The following is a 17657-nucleotide window of genomic DNA, read 5'->3' as shown; positions in this document are numbered from 1 at the left end:
GTACGATGACGAGGTGAGTACCGCTTCCCCCACCGGCACCCAGATCACCCTCCGACGCGGCGAGGTGGATGCGCAGATCGCCCAGGTCGGCGCGTCCCTGCGCTCGCTGCGCGTCGGCGGCATCGACCTCGTGCCGCCGTATCCCCTGGACCTGCCGACTCCCGCCTGTTCCGGTGTGGTCCTCACCCCGTGGCCGAACCGCGTGCGTGACGGACGCTGGGATGACCACGGCACTGCGCGAGCGCTCGCGATCACCGAGCCGAAGTCGAACAACGCGAGCCACGGACTGCTGCGCTTCACGTCCTACGAGGTCTCGCAGACCGACACGGAAGCCGTGCTGCGGGCGACCATCGTGCCGCAGACGGGCTATCCGTATCTGGTCGAGACCACGGTGACCTACACCCTCACTCCCGATGGCATCCAGGTCGCGCACACGCTCGCCAACCTTTCAGGCACCCCCGCACCGGTCGCACTGGGCACGCATCCGTTCCTGACGATCGGTGACGTCGACCCGCATGACCTCGTGCTGAGGATCCCCGCGGAGACGGCCTTCGAGACGGATGAACGGATGCTTCCGATCGGGACGCGTCCGGCGGAGGCGGTGCTGCGGGAGGGCGTCCGTCTGGGAGACATCACCCTCGACACCGGATTCACCGACCTCGCCCGTGACCCGGACGGCTGTGTGCGTCACTCGCTCACCGCACCGGACGGTCGCCGCGTGACCCTCTGGCAGGGCGAAGGCTTCGACTACGTGCAGGTGTACACGACGCCCGCGTATCCCGGACAGAGCCTCGCGGTCGCGATCGAGCCCATGACCGCACCCGCCGATGCGTTCAACAGCGGCCTCGGCCTCCGTCGGCTCGCCCCGGACGAGACCTGGACCCTGCACTGGGGCGTCACGTTCGGCTGAACCCTTCGAATCGCGCAGATGGCTCCTTCCCGAGAAGAGATGGAGCCATCTCCGCGATTCGAAACCGGGGTCAGTCCCCGCGTTCGCGCAGCTCACGCCGCGTGAGCTGCGGCGACTCCGAAGCGACGCTCGGCACGGGATCGACCGGAGCATCCGGCGTCGGCTCCCCACCGGCATCCGCGCGACCGGCCTTGCGCGCGGCACGTCGCTCCTTGGCGCCCTCGACGAGGTTGTAGAGCGTCGGCAGCACGATCAGCGTCAGCACGGTCGAAGACAGGAGCCCGCCGATCACGACGATCGCCAGCGGCTGCGAGATGAACCCGCCGTGCCCGGTGATGCCGAGCGCCATCGGGGTCAGGGCGAGGATCGTCGCAAGGGCGGTCATGAGAATCGGACGCAGACGCTTCTCGCCACCGGCCTTGACCGCCTCGACGGTCGACAGCCCCTTCTCCCGATACTGATTCACCAGGTCGACGAGCACGATCGCGTTCGTCACGACGATGCCGATGAGCATCAACACCCCGATCAGCGAGGCGACGCCGAGCGGCACTCCGGTGACGATCTGCAGCAGGATCGCACCCGTGGCCGCGAAGGGCACCGAGACGAGCAGCAGCAGCGGTTGGCGAAGCGACTTGAACGTCGCGACCATCACCACGTAGACGATCAGGATCGCCGCGAGCATCGCGAGGCCGAGCTGCGAGAACGAGTCCGCCTGCTGCGACGCCACGCCGCCGACCTCGGCAGAGGCACCGTCGGGCAGGTCGACCGCGGCGAGTGCCTCATTGACCGACTGCGTGGCGGTGGCGAGGTTGTCGGAGGCCGGGGGCACCGTGATCGTCGAGGTGCGACGCCCCTGCTCGGTCGTGATCGACGTCGGGCCGTTGCGCTGCTCGACCGTCGCGATGTCCTGCAACTGCACGACGCCGAGGGGTGTCGGGATCGCCAGTTCCTTGAGCGCGTCGACGGTGGTCGGCGGCTCGGGCGTGACGATGTAGACGGTCAGCGCGGTGTCATCGATCTCGACGGAACCGGCCTGCTGCGGGCGCATGGTGTTCGACACGATCGAGCCGACCGCGACCTCGGAGAGACCGCGCTGGGCGGCGGCTTCCCGATCGACCACGACGGCGATGTACGGCAGCGCGGCGGCGAGGTTGTCGGTGACCTGGCCGACCCCGTCCCGACCGTCCAGCTCTTCGACGAGTGCCGTGGTCGCGGTCTGCAGGTCATCACCGTTCGGCGCGGAGACCGTGACCTCGATGTCGCTCGAGCCGAACCCGGCGGATGCGGCTACGGCCACCTCGCCCACGTCGTCACCGAGTTCGTCGATCGCGTCCTGCACATCGGTACGGAGCTGCTCCTGATCAGCATCGCTGTCCGTCAACACCGAGTACGTGATGCCCGCACCGCCGGAGAAGGCGTCACGGAGCGCGGAGCCGCTGGATCCGATCGACGCCTGTACGTGCTCGATGCCGTCGATGTCGAGCAGCGCGTCCTCGACGGCGACCGCGGCATCGGACTTGGCCTGCAGGCTCGCGGTCGGCCCGAGGTCCTGCGTCACGGTCATGGTGTTCTGGCCCGAGTCGCTGAGGAAGTTGATCTTCATCAGCGGCGCCGCGGCGAGCGTGGCGCCGAGCACCACGACGGCGAGGATGACCGTGACACCGGAGTGCTTCAGCGTCCACGCGAGGATCGGCCGGTACCCGCGCTGGAGCTGCGTCGGCGGGGCATCCGGGTGCTCGGGATCGATCGGGGTGCCGTGCTCGTCGAGCAGCGGCTTCCCCGGCTTCAGGAACCAGTAAGCGAGCACGGGCACGATGGTGAGCGCGACCAGGAGCGACGCCACCATCGCGATCGTCACGGTCATCGCGAACGGTCGGAAGAGCTCGCCGACCATGTCGCCGACGAAGACGATCGGCAGGAACACCGCGACCGTCGTGATCGTCGAAGCGGTGATCGCCATCGCGACCTCGCGCACCGCGAGACGGATCGCATCCCCCTTGTCGGCATCGCCCACGTAGTGACGTTTGATGTTCTCGATCACCACGATGGAGTCGTCGACCACTCGACCGATCGCGATCGTGAGCGCGCCGAGCGTCAGCACGTTCAACGAGTAGCCGAACGCCTGAAGTCCGATGAACGTGATGAGCACGCTGGTCGGGATCGAGATCGCCGTGACGAGGGTCGAGCGGATCGAGAGCAGGAAGACCAGGATGACGACCACCGCGAACACGAGGCCGAGGAGCCCCTCCGTCGCGAGCGTCTCGATCGACTGGACGATGAACGGCGCCTGGTCGAAGATCACGGTGAACTGGGCGTCGGGGAAGGCCTTGCCGATCTCGTCGAGGGCGGCGACGACCCCGTTGGACACCTCGACGGTGTTGGCGGCGGGCAGTTTCGTGATCGAGATCGACAAGGCGTCCTTGCCGTCGACGCGCGAGATCGAGGTGACCGGGTCGGACTCCTGCACCACACTGGCCACATCCCCGATGGTGAGGTCCGTGCCGACGAGCGGCAGTGCGGCGATCTCCTCGACCGAGGTGATCTTGGCCCCGGTCTGCACCGTGAGCGTTTGCCCGTCCTCGGTGATGTCCCCGCCGGGGAAGAGCGTGCCGTTCTGCTGCAGCGCCGAGCTGATGGCCTGCGTGCTCTGGCCAGCGGCCGCGAGCTTCGCCATGTCGGGGGTGATGCTGATGCGCTGGCCGACGCCACCGACGATCTCCGCAGCGTTGACCCCGTCGACGTCCTCGAGGTCGGGGATCGCGACGGACTCGAGCTCCGCCTGCGCGTTGTCGGCATCCTCGAAACCGGTCACGGCGACCTGGATCACCGGGAAGTCGTCGATGGATACCGAGAGCACCTGGGGGCTCACATCCTCCGGCAGCTGCGAGGAGATCCGGTTGATCGCCTGCTGGATCTTCTGCTCGGCGGTGGCGAGGTTCGTACCGTAGGCGAACATCGCCTGCACGATCGAGGCGTTCGTGGTGCTTGTCGCGGTGGTCGACTCGAGCCCGGGGACGCCCTGGATCGCCGACTCGACCGGCGTGGACACGTCGTTCTCGACCACCTCGGGCGAAGCCCCGGGGTAGGTCGTCATGACGACGAGCGCCGGCAGCTCCAGCGAAGGGATGAGCTCCTGCTTGAGGTTCGTGAGCGCGAGCCCGCCGAACACCGCCGCGACGATGGTGATGAGGGCGATGAGCGCACGGTTCTTGAGGCTCAGGATGGCGAGTTTCGACAAGGCGTTTTCCTCGGTGTCAGGGTGTGGCTGTCGCTGCGGTCGGTGTGGAGACGGAATCTCCGAGGATCCGCGCCAGTGCGGTCTCGATGAAGGACTTCGCGAGGCGGTCGTCGCGGATCTGCATGTTCCACATGACGCCGTCGATGAAGATCATCGCCGCGCGGGCCCGCTCTTCACCATAGGTCGGCTCGAGGAGTTCCACGAGCCGGTCGGACAGGTGACGGGCGAGTTCGCGCAGACGCGGGTCGTGCACGGCAGCCGTCACCACCGCCCGGTCGGCCTGGACGGCGTGCGCGTCGTCCATGCTGTCGGCGATCAGGGTGGCGATCGTGTGAGGCGAGACGCCGCGCTCGGCGAGGGTCTGACGGACGCCGTCGAGGCGTGCATCGATCTCCTCGGCGAGCGCGCGGAAGGCCGCGGCACGGAGGTCGTCGAGCGTGTCGAAGTACTGGGTCGTCGCCCCGAGAGGCACGCCGGCGCGGGCGGCGACCATGCGGTGCGTGACGGCCTCGGCGCCCACCTCGACGATCAGTTCGGCCGCAGCGGTGACGATCTCGAGACGGCGTGCTTCAGGGTCACGTCGACGACGCGCACCATGCTTCATCCCGCCCCCTTGGACATCCGTACATGTACGTTTGTACATTTTCGGATTGTGAGGATGCTGGGAGCGGCTGGTGTTTCGAATCGCGCAACTGGTTCGATCCGGGACGCCGATCCAGCAATTTGCGCGACTCGAACCGCCGGGGGCGTCAGACCAACGCGGCCTCGACCTGGCCCCGCTCGAAGTAGGCCACGAGGTCGGGATCCAGCGGCGGGATCTCGATCGCGGAGCCGTCGCCCCGAAGGGACGCGGTGGCGAGGATGCCGGCCGCCACGGCCTCGCGCGCCGCGATCGGCGACGTCGCCGTCAGCCCTCCGTGCCGCACGAACCGCAGGAACTCGGCGACGAGCAGCGCATCGGCGCCGTCGTGGCCCGCGTCCGGGACCTCGGGGACGATGAAGGTCTCGTCGGCGTCGGCCGCCCCCGCATGCCTCCGATTCCACAGCTTGACCTCGCTGCCGGCCACATCGCCGAAGTTCTCGATGCGCCCCTCGGTGCCGATCACGGTGTAGTTGCGCCAGTAGTCAGGGGTGAAGTGGCACTGCTGGTACGACGCGAAGATCCCGCCCTCCAGCTGCATGTTCACCATCGAGATGTCCTCGACGTCCACCACCGGATGCAGCCCGGTGAGCGCGGTGGGGGGCCAGTTGTCCATGCTGAACCAGTCCGGCATCCGCTCCCCGGCCCGGTCGCGTCGGTCGGTGATGTCTCCGTAGACGCTCAGTGCCCCCATCGCCGAGACCCGCTCGCTGTAGGCACCGGCGAGCCAGTGGATGACGTCGATGTCGTGCGCGCCCTTCTGCAGCAGCAGGCCCGTGGTGCGGCGACGGTCGGCGTGCCAGTCCTTGAAGTAGAAGTCACCGCCGTGGCCGACGAAGTGCCGCACCCACACAGCCTTGACCTGGCCGATGCGCCCGCTCTGGATCAGTCCGCGCATGAGCGTGATCACGGGCATGTGCCGCATGTTGTGGCCGATGTAGAGCCCGGTGCCGGTGCGGCGTGCGGTCTCGAGCATCCGGTCGGCGTCGGCGAGATCGATCGCGAGGGGCTTCTCGCAGAACACCGGCACCCCGGCTTCGAGTGCCCGGATGCTGAGGGCGGCGTGCGTGTCGTCGGGGGTGAGCACCATGACGGCGTCGACGCCCGAGGCCAGCAGCTCGTCGAGCGAGTCGGTGATGAGGGCGTCCGGCACGAGGACGCGGGCATCTTCACGAGCGCGCGGGGCGAGGTCGCACACGGCGCTGATGCGTGATCCGTGCCCGGGTCGATGCACCTCTTCCTGGAGGGTCGAGCGCGCGCCGAAGCCGATGATGCCGATCTGGAGATCCACGATGGTCCTTCTGTGTGATGAGTCTGCGCGGGATGCCGAGGTCAACGGGCCCGCGGTGTGGGGGCGTCGAGGTCGGTGGATCCGCCGGGGAAGAGCGTCCATGCGAAGTCGTGCAGGCGCCCGGGGGTGGGGTCGGTCTCGAGGGCACGGTCGACGATGATGCGCGCCTGCCTCTCGTAGAAGTCGGTCGGGCCGACGGTCGTCAGGGTGGGCGCGATCAGGCGGGCGTCCGGGGTGTTGCCGACCCCCACCACCGCGACGTCGTGCGGCACCCGCAGGCCGAGCATGTGCGCGGCGTTGATCGCGGCGATCGCGGCGAAGTCGGTCGTCGCGTACACGGCCCGCGGCCGGTTCTCACCCGACAGCAACTCGACCGCCGCCGTGAACGCGCTCGCCTGAGTGTCGGCGTACGTCACGGTCCAGGCGGGGTCGGGCTCGATACCGGCGGCTGCGAGCTTCTCGACGTAGGGCGTGTAGCGGGTGAGCTGTTCGCCGGCGAGGCGCACTGCTCCCTCTGCGGCGATGCATCCAATCGCGGTGTGCTTCTCCAACAGATGGTCCATCGCGATCTCACATCCGGGGATCGCGTCGGAGCGGATCACGTCGAAGCCCTCGGGTTCGAGGTGCTCGGAGAACACCACCAGGCGCTGCCCGCGCCGCACGAGGTCGGCGAGGTTCTGCCGTGCCGTCTCGTCGAGCCCGACCCCGTCCAGGTACGCCACGTCGCTCTCGACGCGGTCGAGAGCGGCGTGCCAGTCGCCGTCCGCGAGGATCAGGGTGGTGAGTCCGTGCTTGTTCGCCTCGGCATTCACCGCGTCGGCCACCGCCAGGGACCACGGGTCGCTGAGCATGTGCAAGGAGAGCTGCACCATGCCGCTGCGTCCCGTGCGGATCGCCCGCGCCGCGCTGTTCGGCCGGTAGTTGAGCTCGTCGGCCGCGGCCAGCACCCGCGCGGCCGTGGCCTCGGCGACGCCGGCGCCCGATGCCGCCCCTGCCCGCCCGGAGAACACGTACGACACGGTCGCCGTCGACACCCCGGCCCGTTCGGCCACCATGCGCAGGGTCGGGCGCCGAGGCGTCTGGTGCTCGCTCTTCGCCATGTCTCAGCCCTTCGATCCGCTGAACGCGATGCCCTGGATGAACTGCCGCTGCAGGATCATGAAGGTCACCAGCATCGGGAGCGTCGCCAGCAGCGCACCCGCCATCAGCACCGGATAGTCGGTGCCGTGGATGCCGACCAGCTGCGAGAGGCCGACCGACAGCGGCATCTTCGCGGGGTCGGTCGTCACGATCAACGGCCAGAGCAGATCGTTCCAGGACCACAGCACGGTGAACACCACAAGTGCGATGATGCCAGGCTTCGCGAGCGGAACCATGATCCGCCAGAAGGTCTGCCACGGATTCGCTCCGTCGATGCGCGCGGCCTCCTCGAGCTCGGCGGGCATCGACATGAAGAACTGCCTCATCAGAAAGGTGCCGAATGCGCTGAAGATTCCGGGCACGATGAGCGCCTGCAGGGTATTGAGCCACCCCAGCGACTGGATGATCTCGTACTGCGGCAGCAGGTAGAGCTGCGACGGAACCATCAGCACCGAGAGGAACACCACGAACAGGGCGTTGCGGCCGGGGAACGGGATGCGCGCGAACGCGTAGCCCGCCATCGTGCACAGCACCACCTGTCCGACCGTGCGCCCGACCGTGAGGAGCACGGAGTTCAGGAACATCTGCCCGAACGGCATCGAGTCGAACACCTCGGCGAAGTTCGTGAACACCCATTCGCGCGGCAGGAACGACGGCGGCACCTGCACCGAGTCCGACAGCGTCTTGAACGAGGTCAGCAGCTGCCAGACGAACGGGAAGACCATCAGCACGGCGCCGACGAGGAGCACGAGGTGCACGATCCAGAGTCCGCGATTCCTCGGCTTCCCGGCACGCGTGCCCGGGCGACCGGCGGGAGCGCCGACCACGGCGCGCGTATCGAGCGAGACGTCACTCATAGTGCACCCACTTCTTCTGCAGACGGAACTGCACGATCGTGAGGATCAGGATGATCACGAGCAGCAGGAAGGCGACGGCGGCCGCATAGCCGCGGTCGTTGTCGAGGAAGCCCGCTTCGTAGAAGAGATAGACGACGGTGCGGGTGTTCGGCATCGCGGGGTTGCTGCGGCCGAGCATCATGTAGATGAGGTCGAACACCTGCAGCGCCCCGATCACGCTGATCACGCTGACGAAGAAGATCGACGGCGACAGCAGCGGGATCGTGATCGAGAAGAACTTGCGCACGGGGCCAGCGCCGTCGAGATCGGCAGCCTCCATGATCGTGTCGGGGATGCCCTGGAGTCCGGCGAGGAAGATGACGATGTTGGTCCCGAGCCCCGCCCAGATCCCGACGACGGCAATGGCGACCAACGCGGTGTTCGGGTCGGTGAGCCAGCTGCGCCCCTCGATGCCGACAGCTCCGAGCGCGGCGTTGAGCACCCCGTAGTCGCCGTTGTAGATCATGCGCCACACCAGCGCGATGGCGGCCGGCATCGTGACGACGGGGATGAAGTAGAGCGTGCGGTAGGCACTGCGGCCCTTGAGCCCGGCGGTGTTCAGCAGGGCGGCGATGCCGACCGCGAGCGGGATGCCGATGAGCGCGATGACCGTGTAGATCGCGGTGTTGCGAAGGGCTCCGATCAGCTCGGGATCCTGGAACAGACGCGCGTAGTTCTCGATGCCCACCCACTCGGATCCCCCGAACGGGCCCGACTTCGTGAACGAGATGATGAGGGTCCGGACGGTCGGCCACAGGTAGAACACGGCGATGCCCAGCGCGGTCGGCCCGAGGAAGACCAGCGCCCACCAGGGCGAGGCTCCGGGGCTCCGACGGCGGCGACGGACACCGGAGTCCTGCGACTCCGGCATCCGCTCCGCCGTCTCGACCGCGCGCGGCGCGATGACGGTCATCCGCTCAGTCCTGCTCGGCGTCCAGTGCGGCCTGCATCTGGTCGGCGAGGTCCTGCAGGCCGTCCTTCGGAGTGACTGCCCCCGACCACACCTGGGAGAGCACCTCGCTCTCGATGCTCGTCCACGCAGAGGTGTTCTTCGACACCGGGTACGGCACCGCGGTCTCGAGGGCGTCGATGTAGACCTGCAGGTCGTACTGGGGAAGCGCGTCGACCCACGCCTGCTGGGTGCCGTCGAACGCCGGGATCACGGTACCGGTCTCGGCCTGGATCTTCGCGGCCTGCTCCCCGGAGGCGAACTCCGCGAACGCCTTGGCCTCGGCGAGATGCGCGCTCTTCGCGTTGGCGACGTTTCCGACACCGTGGATCACGCTCTGGTTGCCTTCGGCACCGGCGGGCAGCGGTGCCACATCGACGGTGTCGGCGATGTCGGCATTGTCCGCGTAGGCGATGGCCGCCCACGATCCGTTCTGGAACATGGCGACCTTGCCCGAGAGGAAGAAGTCCTCGGGGTTGGTGTCGGTCATCTGCTGTGCCGTGGGCGAGGAGCCGGCTGCGATCAGGTCGGTCCACAGCTCGATGCCCGCGAGCGCTTCGGGCGTGCCGTATCCGCTCTCGGTCCCGTCGGCGGAGATGACTTCCCCACCCGCCTGGGCGATCGAGTTGTAGAAGTTCTCCTGGCCGTACTGACTGGCTGCGACGCCGAACTGCCCCTTCGCGGGGTCTGTGAGCTTCGCCGCGGCCGCGGCGAAGTCCTCCCACGTCCACCCCGCCGAGGGGTACTCCACCCCGGCGGCGTCGAACAGCGCCTTGTTGTACCAGAGCGCGACGGTGTCGAAGTCCTTCGGAGCGCCGTAGAGCGTGCCGTCGTACGTGTACAGGTCGATCAGACCCTCGGGGTAGTCCGCGGTGTCGATGCCGCCGTCGTCGAGCGGTGCGAGCTGCCCGTTCGAGGCGTACAGCTGGAAGTTCGGACCGTTCATCCAGAAGACGTCGGCCGCCGAGCCGCCCGTCGCAGCGGTCTGCAGCTTGGTGAAGTACTCCTTGTACGGGGTCACCTGGATGTCGATCGTGACGTTCGGGTGCTCCTTCGTGAACGCCGCGGCGATGTCCTCCATCGCGGGCTTCTGGTTCTCGTCCCATATGGCGTAGCTGAGGGTGACGTCGCCGTCGGAGCTCTCCCCCGCGGTCGCGGAGGAGCAGGCGCTGAGAGCGAGGACGGCAGCCGCTGATGCGGCGAGGGCGCCCAGAGCGCGGCGGGTCGTACGGGGCATCGGTGTCTCCTTCGACAGTGACGAGTGCGGAATTAGGCTGTTAATCGTTTAGCGTGAATCGATTAACAAGGAGGCTACCTCGCCCCTCCCCACCCCGCAACCCCCGTCCCTCCCCCCATCCCCTGCGTGCGGGATCAAAAACGCACCGGGCATCGCGCCGCAGGGAGCGTTTTTGATCCCGCACCGGGAGCAGGACGGCCCCGCGAGGGTCAGAGGGCGGTGCCGAGGGCCAGACCGAGCCCCGCCGCGAGAACGCCGAGCAGGAGCATCCCGAGCGCGTTGAAGACAGCGGCTCCGCGTTCCCCGTCCCGCCACAGCGCGACCGTGTCGAGCATCGCCGTGCTGAAGGTCGTGTATCCGCCCAGCAGCCCGGCGCCGAGCACGAAAGCCGCGTCTGGCAGCGCCGCGGTGACGACCCCGAGGGCGAAGGAGCCGGATACGTTCACGAGGAGGATGCCCCACGGGAAGCGGCGGCCGGCGAGCCGCGCGACCCCGAGATCGGCGAGGTAGCGCAGCACCGCGCCGACCCCGCCGGCGAGCGCGGCGCCGAGGAAGAGCAGCGGGGTCACGCTGGTGCTCCCCGTCGGGGCCGACCGATGCGCAGGCCGAGCGCGGCTCCGGCCAGTCCGAGCACCAGACTGCCGACGGCGTAGGCAGCCGCGAGCACCGGGGCATCCGCCCACAGCTGCACGGCGCCGGTCATGAACGCGCTGTACGTCGTGAAACCGCCGAGCACTCCCGTTCCGAGAGCGAGGCGGAGGTCCGCGGACGCGGGGAGGCGCGCGGCCAGCACCCCGATCAGCACCGCGCCGAGGACGTTGGCGAGGAGGACGGCCACCGGAAAGCCGTCCGCGTCGGGCAACGCCAGGCCGAGGCCCAGCCTCGCCGCCGTGCCGACCGTGCCGCCTGCGGCGACGAACAGGATGCGGCGGAAGGTCATGCTCGCCACCTTAGTCGCGCGTGCCAGCGCGCCGAGTCGATGTCAAGGGCGTGGCTCCCTCGCGCCGCGCGACGTTGACTGTCGGAATGAGACCGTTGTGGAAGCTCGAGAAGAACCTGCCCGCGGGGTCCCCGTTCGAGGCGGGCGTGCACCATGACGTGATCGTCGTCGGAGCGGGCATCACCGGGCTCTCGACCGCGGTGATGCTCACCCGCGCCGGACTCGATGTCGCGGTGATCGACGCGGGCGGGATCGCGGAGCTGGCGACCGGCGCGAACACGGGCAAGCTCTCCCTCCTGCACGGCGCGCACCTGGCAGAACTCCGACGGCATCATCCGGCCGCCCTCGTGCGGGCCTACGTCGACGCGAATCGCGCGGGGATGGAGTGGCTGACCGCGTTCGCCGAGCTGGCCCACGTGCCCTTCACCCGCCGCACCGACCACTCCTACGCGCAGGGGCCGGCCGGCGCCGGGATCGTCCGGGATCAACACGCCGCCGCGCGGGAAGTCGGCCTCCCCACGAGGCTGCTGATGGCCACGACCCGACCGAGGACGACTTTCCCGGTGGCCGCGGCGGTCGCGCTCGACGATCAGGTGACGATCGATCCGGTCGCGGTGGCGCAGGCCCTCGCCACGGAGCTGCTCTCGTCGGGCGGTACCGTGCACACCGGCATCAGAGCCACGGGAACACGCGCCCTGTCCGGCCGGGTCGACACCGTGGATGGACCGCTCTTCGGCGACCACATCGTGCTCGCGACCGGGACACCGATCACGGATCGCGGTCTGTACTTCGCGAAGACGCGAGGACTGCGGTCATACTGCGTCTCCTTCCGCGTGCCGGGCAGCCTCCCGGACGGGACTTTCGTCTCGGTCGACGGGCCCACCCGCTCGATCCGCCCGGTCAGCGCGGACGACGGTCCGGGCGGAGAAGCCCGGCTCGTCGTCGGCGGCAACGGCCATCCGGTCGGCCGCGGAGACGGTGAGACAGCGGCGGTGGACGACCTCGTCGCCTGGACCCGACTGCACTTCCCCGGCGCCGAGGAGACGCATCGCTGGTCGGCGCAGGACTACGAGTCGCACGACCTCATCCCGTTCGTGGGGGCCATGCCTCGCGGTCTCGGACGCATCCGCTTCGCGACCGGCTACGGCAAGTGGGGCCTCTCGAACGGTCCGGCCGCTGCGCTGCGCCTGACGGCGGAGATCCTCGGCACCCCTCGACGCGAGCGTGCGGCCTGGATGACCACGATCGGCACCCGTCTCACGGTCCCCGCCGATCTGGGCCGTGGTGCGGTGGAGGGCGGGAAGGTCGCGGCGGCCCTCTCCTCCGGATGGGCGGACGCGGAACGCCGACCCACCCCCGTCCCGCAACCCGCCGAAGGCCGGGGCACGGTGGCGAATCGTGCCGGTCGGCCGGTCGCCGTGTCGACCGTCGACGGCGTCACCCGTGCGGTGAGTGCGGTGTGCCCTCACCTGGGCGGCGTGCTCACGTGGAACGACGCCGAGTGCACGTGGGACTGCCCCCTGCACGCCTCACGCTTCCGCGCCGACGGCACCCGCATCGAGGGACCGGCGCTGCGCGATCTCACGCCCCTGTCGGGCGAGGACCGGGGATGATCTCACCCCGGGGCGGCGCATCATCCCATCCCTCCTGGGGCGTATCCCCGTTCTCGCGGAACACATACTGCGAGACGAGCTTGCGCTGACTGCTCGACCAGTCGATCGCGGGACGACGCTGCTCCGACGGCAGGTAACCGAGTCGATAGACGGCCATGAGCTCGAGGTCGTCCGGCACGCGCAGCAGCTCCACGATCTCGTCCCAGCGGCCCGGCACCTCCATGGGGAAGGAGATGAACTGGATCCCCATCCCGAGCTCGACCGTGGTGAGCCAGACGTTCTCCATCGCGGCTCCCATGCTGAACACGGAGTAGAACGACGAGAGCTGCCCCGGCCGGTACTCGCTCCGGTCGAGCATGACCCCGAGCAGAAGCGGTGATCCCGCCACCAGCTTGCGGTTCTCGGCCCCGAGGGTCTTCGGAACCCCGAAGGTGTTCATGAGGGTCTGCCCGCGCTTCGTGAAGACCTGACTCGTGAAGGGGCGCAGGGCGGCAGGCAGTTTGTCGAAGAGCATGCCGCTGCGCTTCTCTTCCATCTCGGCCTCGCTGAAGCGGAAGTACGGCTTGTAGCGCTCGAAGAAGGTGCCGTTCGACATCGCCTCGGTCATGCTCTCGCCTGAGATGCGCGCGATCTGCTCGATCGTGTCGCGGCTCTCGATCACGACGAACCGCCAGGGCTGGCTGTTCAGCTGCGACGGTGCGCGTCCCGCGGCCTCCAGGAGGATGCGCTGATGCTCCTCGGAGACGGGGTCGGGGAGGAAGGCGCCGTTCGTGGTCTTGCGGCGGCGGATGGCGTCGAGCAGTTCCATGCGTGTCACTTCCGGTCGGCGGCGGATCGCGAGAGCACCAGCCCCGCGACGATGAAGGGGGCCGCGGTGAGCGCGACCAGCGGATGCCGCCGGGTGTGCGTGCCGAGATACGGGATCGCGGCGAGGGGGACGGCGGTCGGGAGCATCGCGAGTGCGGCACGACGGTCTTCGCGAGACCGGGCCGTGGATCCTGAGACGACCGCAGCACCGACGGACGTGCACGTGGCGATGTACAGCAGGTGATGCAGCCACCGGAAGTTCCGGGTGTCGATGATCCGCGCCGCGACCGACGCACCGAGCATGCAGTTCGCGGCGTAGACCGCGGCCGCGGCGACGAACAGCGGCGCGGGGTTCCTGCGCCGGGATCCGTGAGCCATGCCGCGACCCTACGCCCGGGACCGCCCCGCGAGCGCCCCCCTTGCATCCCGCCCGCCCGTTCGGTACGCCCCGCGCCGTTCCGGTCGCCCGTTCCGGTCGCGATATGGCACCCGAAACGGTGATTTCGGGTGACATATCGCGACCGGAAGCGAGGAGTCGGCTACAGGTTGCCCTCCGCGTAGATGCGCAGCGCGTCGCGGACGAACTCCGCACCGTGCGTTCCCCCGGACGATGTCGCGTAGTTCGCGCCGAAACGCGGATCCGCGACGTACATCTCGCCGAGCCCGATCACGTACGCCTTGACGTCGCCTCCGGGGATGGTGGCGGGTGTGCCGGGGATGCCCGTGAGCCACTCGACGTGGCGACGCGCGATCTCCTGAGCCTCGGAGGAAGCCGGATCGACACCGCTCTCCGCGGCGGCGATCCAGTCGCGCCCGAGGTCGGACACGCGCTGCTGCCAGTCGGAGCGTTCGGCATCCGTCATCCCGCGCCACCAGCGGCCGCTGTCGGCGTAGGCCTTCTTGCCCCAGCGCTCTTCGACCTCGTCCTTGTACTGCGTGTGGTCGAAGCCGTCGAACATGTTCTCTGCCATGAGGTTCTCACCTCCTCTCAATGCCGTGATGGTGGATTCGACCGACGCGATCTGTCGCGCCAGCCGGGTTTGTTCCTCGCGCAGCAGCGCGCGGTGTGTCTCGAGCGCGGAAGCTTCGGACTGCTCGGGCGCCCCGTCGGTAGATGCGCCGAGAACCTCCGCGATCTGCGGCAACCCGAGTCCGAGCTCCCGCAACAGGAGGATGCGCTGGAGTCGTACGAGCGCCTGCGCGTCGTAGTGGCGGTAGCCGTTGTGCGCGATGCGCGTGGGCGGCAGCAGCCCGATGTCGTCGTAGTGCCGCAGGGTGCGACTCGTCGTGCCCGCCAGCCGCGCGATCTCCTGGATCGACCAGTCGTCCGTGTCCATGCCTACGCCTCCTTCCGTTCGATGACTCGACTCTAGAAGTTGACGTTGCGTCAAGGTCAAGACCCCCTTCGAATCGCGCAAATGGCTGCATCCGCCCCCGAGAAAGCACCACTTGCGCGATTCGAAGAGGGAACTCGTTGACAATATCGAGATATATCGTGTTACTGTGTCAACACACGATATATCTCGACCATTCACACAGGAGAAGCGCACATGACCGAGAAGTGGCTCATCGCCCCGGGCGAGGAACGCGTCATCGACATCGAGTCCGTCACCCGCCTCAAGGTGGGCCTGGTCGGCGGACAGGTGGATGTCATCGCCCACGACGAACCCGGTATCCGCATCGAGGTGCACGGTGTCACCACCAAGGACCTCCGCATCGAGTCCCACGACGGCGAGGTCGAGATCGACCACCCGCAGCTGGGCTGGGACAACTTCCTCGAGGTGTTCCGCAACTTCGGCTCCGGCGGCCCCCGTGCCGAGGTGAGCGTGGCGGTCCCCCGCTCGATCGCCCTGACCCTCGGCGTCGTCAGCGCCGGCGCCCTGGTCTCGGGCATCCGCAACGACGCCCGCCTGAACACCGTCTCGGGCGACATCATCGTCGACACCCTGATCGGCGACCTGACGGTCAACTCCGTCTCGGGAGACGTGCAGGTGCGCGGCCTCACCGGCTCGATCAGCGCCAACAGCGTCTCGGGCGACGTCGCCGTGACGGGAGCGGTCCGCAAGGCCACGGTCGACATCGTGTCGGGCTCGACGCTCGTGGATGCGGCCGGTGACGTGAACACCATCACCGTCAACTCGGTCTCCGGCGGCACCACGGTGCGCCTCGACGAGTCGCTCGCCGCGAACTACGTCATCCGATCCCTGAGCGGTCGCCTGCTCATCGACGGGGTCGAGCGCAGCACCTCGGGCCCCAGCAACTACACCGGCACGACCGGAGAGCTCGCCGGACGCTTCGTCGACCTGCGCGCGAACTCCGTGTCCGGTGGCGTCACCGTGCTCCGCCGCACCCCGGCATCCATCACCGACGACGCGGAGTGGGAAGCATGACCCCGGCCGTCTTCTCCCACGGCGACCTCCGCCTGTATCTGCTGTCGCTCCTCGCCGAGGCGCCTCAGCACGGCTACGGCATCATCCAGTCGCTCACCGACCGCACCGGCGGCACGTACACGCCCAGCGCCGGGACCATCTATCCCCGCCTCGCGAAGCTCGAAGAGGAGGGCCTGGTCACGAAGACCGTCGACGGTCGCACCACGATCTACTCGATCACCGAGGCCGGCCGGGCGGAGCTCGCCTCGCGCGAGGGTGACCTTGCGGGAATCGAGGCCGGGATCACGGACTCCGTGCGCCTGATCGCCAGCGAGGTGCGCCAGAGCGTCCAGGATGCGATGAAGAGCCTCCGCGCCGACCTCGCCGCTGCCGAGAAGGGCGACCGCTCGGCCGCGAAGAGTCGTCCACGCACCGAGACTGACGACTCCCGGCTCCTCAGTCGCGAGGAGATGCACCGAGCGGATGCCGTGGTGAACGCCTTCCGTGCCCGCGTGCGCACCGATCTGCGCACCCACCTCGCCAAGGGCGGCACGCTGTCCTCCTCCGTCGTCACCGAGCTCGAGACGGCGCTCGACGAAGCCGCCCGCAACGTGACGGCGGCCCTCAGCATCCGCGGATCCTGACGCCCCGCGCACCCACACCCCCTCACATCGTCGGCGCCCCCTCGCATTCCGCGGAATGCGAGGGGGCGCCGACGGCCAGGAGGGGCGTCGCGCTACTCCGGCCAGATCTCCTTCTGCTCGTCGGGCACCATCTCGCCCAGGGGCACGACCAGGATCGAGCGATGCTGGCGGTGGGCGAGTCGCGCCGCGACCGAACCCGTGAAGAACTCCCTGATCGACTCGCCGATGCCCCGCTTGCGGGTGCCGACCACGATCAACTGCGCGTCCAGCTTGTTGGCGAGCTGCTTGATCGCCAAGGCAGGATCCCCGACGAGCTGACGGGCGGTCCAGGTGACGTCGGTCCCGGCGAGCAGCCTCGCGGCCTCGGCCTCGACCGCCTCGAACTCCGCGGCGCCCGCATCGAAGTTGATGTCGATCGGCGCCGAATGCACGTAGCCGTCCGGGTCCTCGTAGGTCACGAAACGCGTGATGTCGACGTGCGCGACCACGAGCGGAGCGCTCAGCAGACGCGCGTATCTCACGGCCTCATCGATCACGTGTCGATCCTGATCCGGCTGCATGCCGACGATGACGGCTTTCTGCAACGCCGCGTTCTGTGCGGTCTCGTCGGACGGAGTGGAGGTGTCATCGGTCATGGAGATCGTTCCCTTCACCGGTCTGGCTTGGCCAGAGGGTCTTACCCGCGTGCTATTCTGAATGCTACTCTTACCGGCTTCTAACCGGTGTCGTGAAAAATGCCGCGGGCCTCGAATCCCGCCGCTTAACTCGTGAGGGGGTCTCGCGCATGGGCCGTGGCCGTCAGAAGGCGAAACACACCAAGATCGCCCGCGAACTCAAGGCGTACAGTCCGTCGGTGAACTACTCCGCGCTCGAGCGCGAGCTGGCTCACCCGACCGACGAAGACGCATACGTCGACAAGTGGGCAGATGACTATGCCGACGAAGACGAGGACGAACTAGAGAAGGCCTGACCGCCTGACCTGT

Annotated in this window: 18 protein-coding genes; 5 read left to right on the top strand and 13 right to left on the bottom strand. The window is 68.4% G+C overall.

Annotated features, from left to right (window positions below; genetic code table 11):
- The first annotated feature begins 13 nt into the window (after nt 1-13).
- Nucleotides 14-910, top strand: coding sequence for an aldose 1-epimerase family protein (locus LC041_RS14445; protein WP_226533790.1), 897 nt, complete (start codon nt 14-16; stop codon nt 908-910).
- A 70-nt stretch (nt 911-980) separates the two neighbouring features.
- On the opposite strand, the gene LC041_RS14440 is transcribed toward LC041_RS14445, so the two are convergent.
- The 9 genes from LC041_RS14440 to LC041_RS14400 form a co-directional block, all read right to left on the bottom strand.
- Nucleotides 981-4148, bottom strand: a complete 3168-nt coding sequence (locus LC041_RS14440) for an efflux RND transporter permease subunit (protein WP_226533789.1) — start codon at nt 4146-4148, stop codon at nt 981-983.
- Nucleotides 4149-4164: 16 nt separating this feature from the next.
- A complete protein-coding gene (locus LC041_RS14435; RefSeq protein ID WP_226533788.1) occupies nt 4165-4752 on the bottom strand; it encodes a TetR/AcrR family transcriptional regulator in 588 nt (195 codons plus the stop codon).
- Nucleotides 4753-4897: 145 nt separating this feature from the next.
- Nucleotides 4898-6079, bottom strand: a complete 1182-nt coding sequence (locus LC041_RS14430; RefSeq protein WP_226533787.1) for a Gfo/Idh/MocA family protein — start codon at nt 6077-6079, stop codon at nt 4898-4900.
- Nucleotides 6080-6120: 41 nt separating this feature from the next.
- On the bottom strand, nt 6121-7179 hold the full coding sequence (locus LC041_RS14425; RefSeq protein ID WP_226533786.1) for a LacI family DNA-binding transcriptional regulator: 1059 nt from the start codon (nt 7177-7179) through the stop codon (nt 6121-6123).
- 3 nt (nt 7180-7182) lie between these two features.
- Entirely contained in the window at nt 7183-8076 is an 894-nt protein-coding gene (locus tag LC041_RS14420) for a carbohydrate ABC transporter permease (protein WP_226533785.1), read from the bottom strand.
- Complete coding sequence (locus LC041_RS14415; RefSeq protein WP_226533784.1) at nt 8069-9028, bottom strand: carbohydrate ABC transporter permease; 960 nt, start codon at nt 9026-9028, stop codon at nt 8069-8071. The genes LC041_RS14420 and LC041_RS14415 overlap by 8 nt, the downstream gene beginning before the upstream one ends.
- A gap of 4 nt (nt 9029-9032) precedes the next feature.
- Entirely contained in the window at nt 9033-10301 is a 1269-nt protein-coding gene (locus LC041_RS14410) for an ABC transporter substrate-binding protein (protein WP_226533783.1), read from the bottom strand.
- Nucleotides 10302-10510: 209 nt separating this feature from the next.
- On the bottom strand, nt 10511-10870 hold the full coding sequence (locus tag LC041_RS14405) for a fluoride efflux transporter FluC (RefSeq protein ID WP_226533782.1): 360 nt from the start codon (nt 10868-10870) through the stop codon (nt 10511-10513).
- Complete coding sequence (locus LC041_RS14400) at nt 10867-11241, bottom strand: fluoride efflux transporter FluC (protein ID WP_226533781.1); 375 nt, start codon at nt 11239-11241, stop codon at nt 10867-10869. Before LC041_RS14400 ends, LC041_RS14405 begins: the two co-directional genes overlap by 4 nt.
- Nucleotides 11242-11327: 86 nt before the next feature.
- On the opposite strand from LC041_RS14400, the gene LC041_RS14395 reads away from it, so the two are divergent.
- Nucleotides 11328-12854 (top strand): FAD-dependent oxidoreductase, encoded by a 1527-nt coding sequence (locus tag LC041_RS14395; protein WP_226533780.1) that lies wholly within the window; start codon nt 11328-11330, stop codon nt 12852-12854.
- Here the strand turns inward: LC041_RS14395 and LC041_RS14390 are convergent.
- From LC041_RS14390 to LC041_RS14380, 3 genes are all read right to left on the bottom strand, one after another.
- A complete protein-coding gene (locus LC041_RS14390; RefSeq protein WP_226533779.1) occupies nt 12823-13662 on the bottom strand; it encodes a nitroreductase family protein in 840 nt (279 codons plus the stop codon). The genes LC041_RS14395 and LC041_RS14390 overlap by 32 nt on opposite strands.
- 5 nt (nt 13663-13667) lie before the next feature.
- Nucleotides 13668-14039, bottom strand: a complete 372-nt coding sequence (locus LC041_RS14385; RefSeq protein ID WP_226533778.1) for a hypothetical protein — start codon at nt 14037-14039, stop codon at nt 13668-13670.
- Between the two features lie 161 nt (nt 14040-14200).
- The gene (locus LC041_RS14380) at nt 14201-14998 is read right to left on the bottom strand and encodes a MerR family transcriptional regulator (protein WP_226533777.1); all 798 of its coding nucleotides are present in this window, start codon (nt 14996-14998) and stop codon (nt 14201-14203) included.
- Between the two features lie 213 nt (nt 14999-15211).
- Between LC041_RS14380 and LC041_RS14375 the strand changes: the two genes are divergently transcribed.
- Nucleotides 15212-16051, top strand: a complete 840-nt coding sequence (locus LC041_RS14375; RefSeq protein WP_226533776.1) for a DUF4097 family beta strand repeat-containing protein — start codon at nt 15212-15214, stop codon at nt 16049-16051.
- A complete protein-coding gene (locus LC041_RS14370) occupies nt 16048-16674 on the top strand; it encodes a PadR family transcriptional regulator (protein WP_226533775.1) in 627 nt (208 codons plus the stop codon). The genes LC041_RS14375 and LC041_RS14370 overlap by 4 nt, the downstream gene beginning before the upstream one ends.
- A 92-nt stretch (nt 16675-16766) precedes the next feature.
- On the opposite strand, the gene LC041_RS14365 is transcribed toward LC041_RS14370, so the two are convergent.
- Nucleotides 16767-17309: a universal stress protein gene (locus LC041_RS14365; protein WP_226533774.1), complete on the bottom strand. Its 543-nt coding sequence runs from the start codon at nt 17307-17309 to the stop codon at nt 16767-16769.
- A 149-nt stretch (nt 17310-17458) separates the two neighbouring features.
- On the opposite strand from LC041_RS14365, the gene LC041_RS14360 reads away from it, so the two are divergent.
- On the top strand, nt 17459-17644 hold the full coding sequence (locus LC041_RS14360) for a DUF3073 domain-containing protein (RefSeq protein ID WP_017204296.1): 186 nt from the start codon (nt 17459-17461) through the stop codon (nt 17642-17644).
- The last annotated feature ends 13 nt before the right edge of the window (nt 17645-17657 follow it).

It is taken from the genome of Microbacterium paraoxydans (assembly GCF_020524545.1).
GTDB classification, from domain to species: domain Bacteria; phylum Actinomycetota; class Actinomycetes; order Actinomycetales; family Microbacteriaceae; genus Microbacterium; species Microbacterium paraoxydans_C.
This window is presented reverse-complemented; position numbering and strand designations above follow the sequence as displayed.

What these genes read in the sequence shown, in the direction of transcription:
- LC041_RS14435 (WP_226533788.1), bottom strand. Translation starts at nt 4,752, where the DNA reads ATGAAGCATGGTGCGCGTCGTCGACGTGACCCTGAAGCACGCCGTCTC.
- LC041_RS14425 (WP_226533786.1), bottom strand. Translation starts at nt 7,179, where the DNA reads ATGGCGAAGAGCGAGCACCAGACGCCTCGGCGCCCGACCCTGCGCATG.
- LC041_RS14420 (WP_226533785.1), bottom strand. Translation starts at nt 8,076, where the DNA reads ATGAGTGACGTCTCGCTCGATACGCGCGCCGTGGTCGGCGCTCCCGCC.
- LC041_RS14415 (WP_226533784.1), bottom strand. Translation starts at nt 9,028, where the DNA reads ATGACCGTCATCGCGCCGCGCGCGGTCGAGACGGCGGAGCGGATGCCG.
- LC041_RS14410 (WP_226533783.1), bottom strand. Translation starts at nt 10,301, where the DNA reads ATGCCCCGTACGACCCGCCGCGCTCTGGGCGCCCTCGCCGCATCAGCG.
- LC041_RS14400 (WP_226533781.1), bottom strand. Translation starts at nt 11,241, where the DNA reads ATGACCTTCCGCCGCATCCTGTTCGTCGCCGCAGGCGGCACGGTCGGC.
- LC041_RS14395 (WP_226533780.1), top strand. Translation starts at nt 11,328, where the DNA reads ATGAGACCGTTGTGGAAGCTCGAGAAGAACCTGCCCGCGGGGTCCCCG.
- LC041_RS14390 (WP_226533779.1), bottom strand. Translation starts at nt 13,662, where the DNA reads ATGGAACTGCTCGACGCCATCCGCCGCCGCAAGACCACGAACGGCGCC.
- LC041_RS14385 (WP_226533778.1), bottom strand. Translation starts at nt 14,039, where the DNA reads ATGGCTCACGGATCCCGGCGCAGGAACCCCGCGCCGCTGTTCGTCGCC.
- LC041_RS14380 (WP_226533777.1), bottom strand. Translation starts at nt 14,998, where the DNA reads ATGGACACGGACGACTGGTCGATCCAGGAGATCGCGCGGCTGGCGGGC.
- LC041_RS14375 (WP_226533776.1), top strand. Translation starts at nt 15,212, where the DNA reads ATGACCGAGAAGTGGCTCATCGCCCCGGGCGAGGAACGCGTCATCGAC.
- LC041_RS14370 (WP_226533775.1), top strand. Translation starts at nt 16,048, where the DNA reads ATGACCCCGGCCGTCTTCTCCCACGGCGACCTCCGCCTGTATCTGCTG.
- LC041_RS14365 (WP_226533774.1), bottom strand. Translation starts at nt 17,309, where the DNA reads ATGACCGATGACACCTCCACTCCGTCCGACGAGACCGCACAGAACGCG.
- LC041_RS14360 (WP_017204296.1), top strand. Translation starts at nt 17,459, where the DNA reads ATGGGCCGTGGCCGTCAGAAGGCGAAACACACCAAGATCGCCCGCGAA.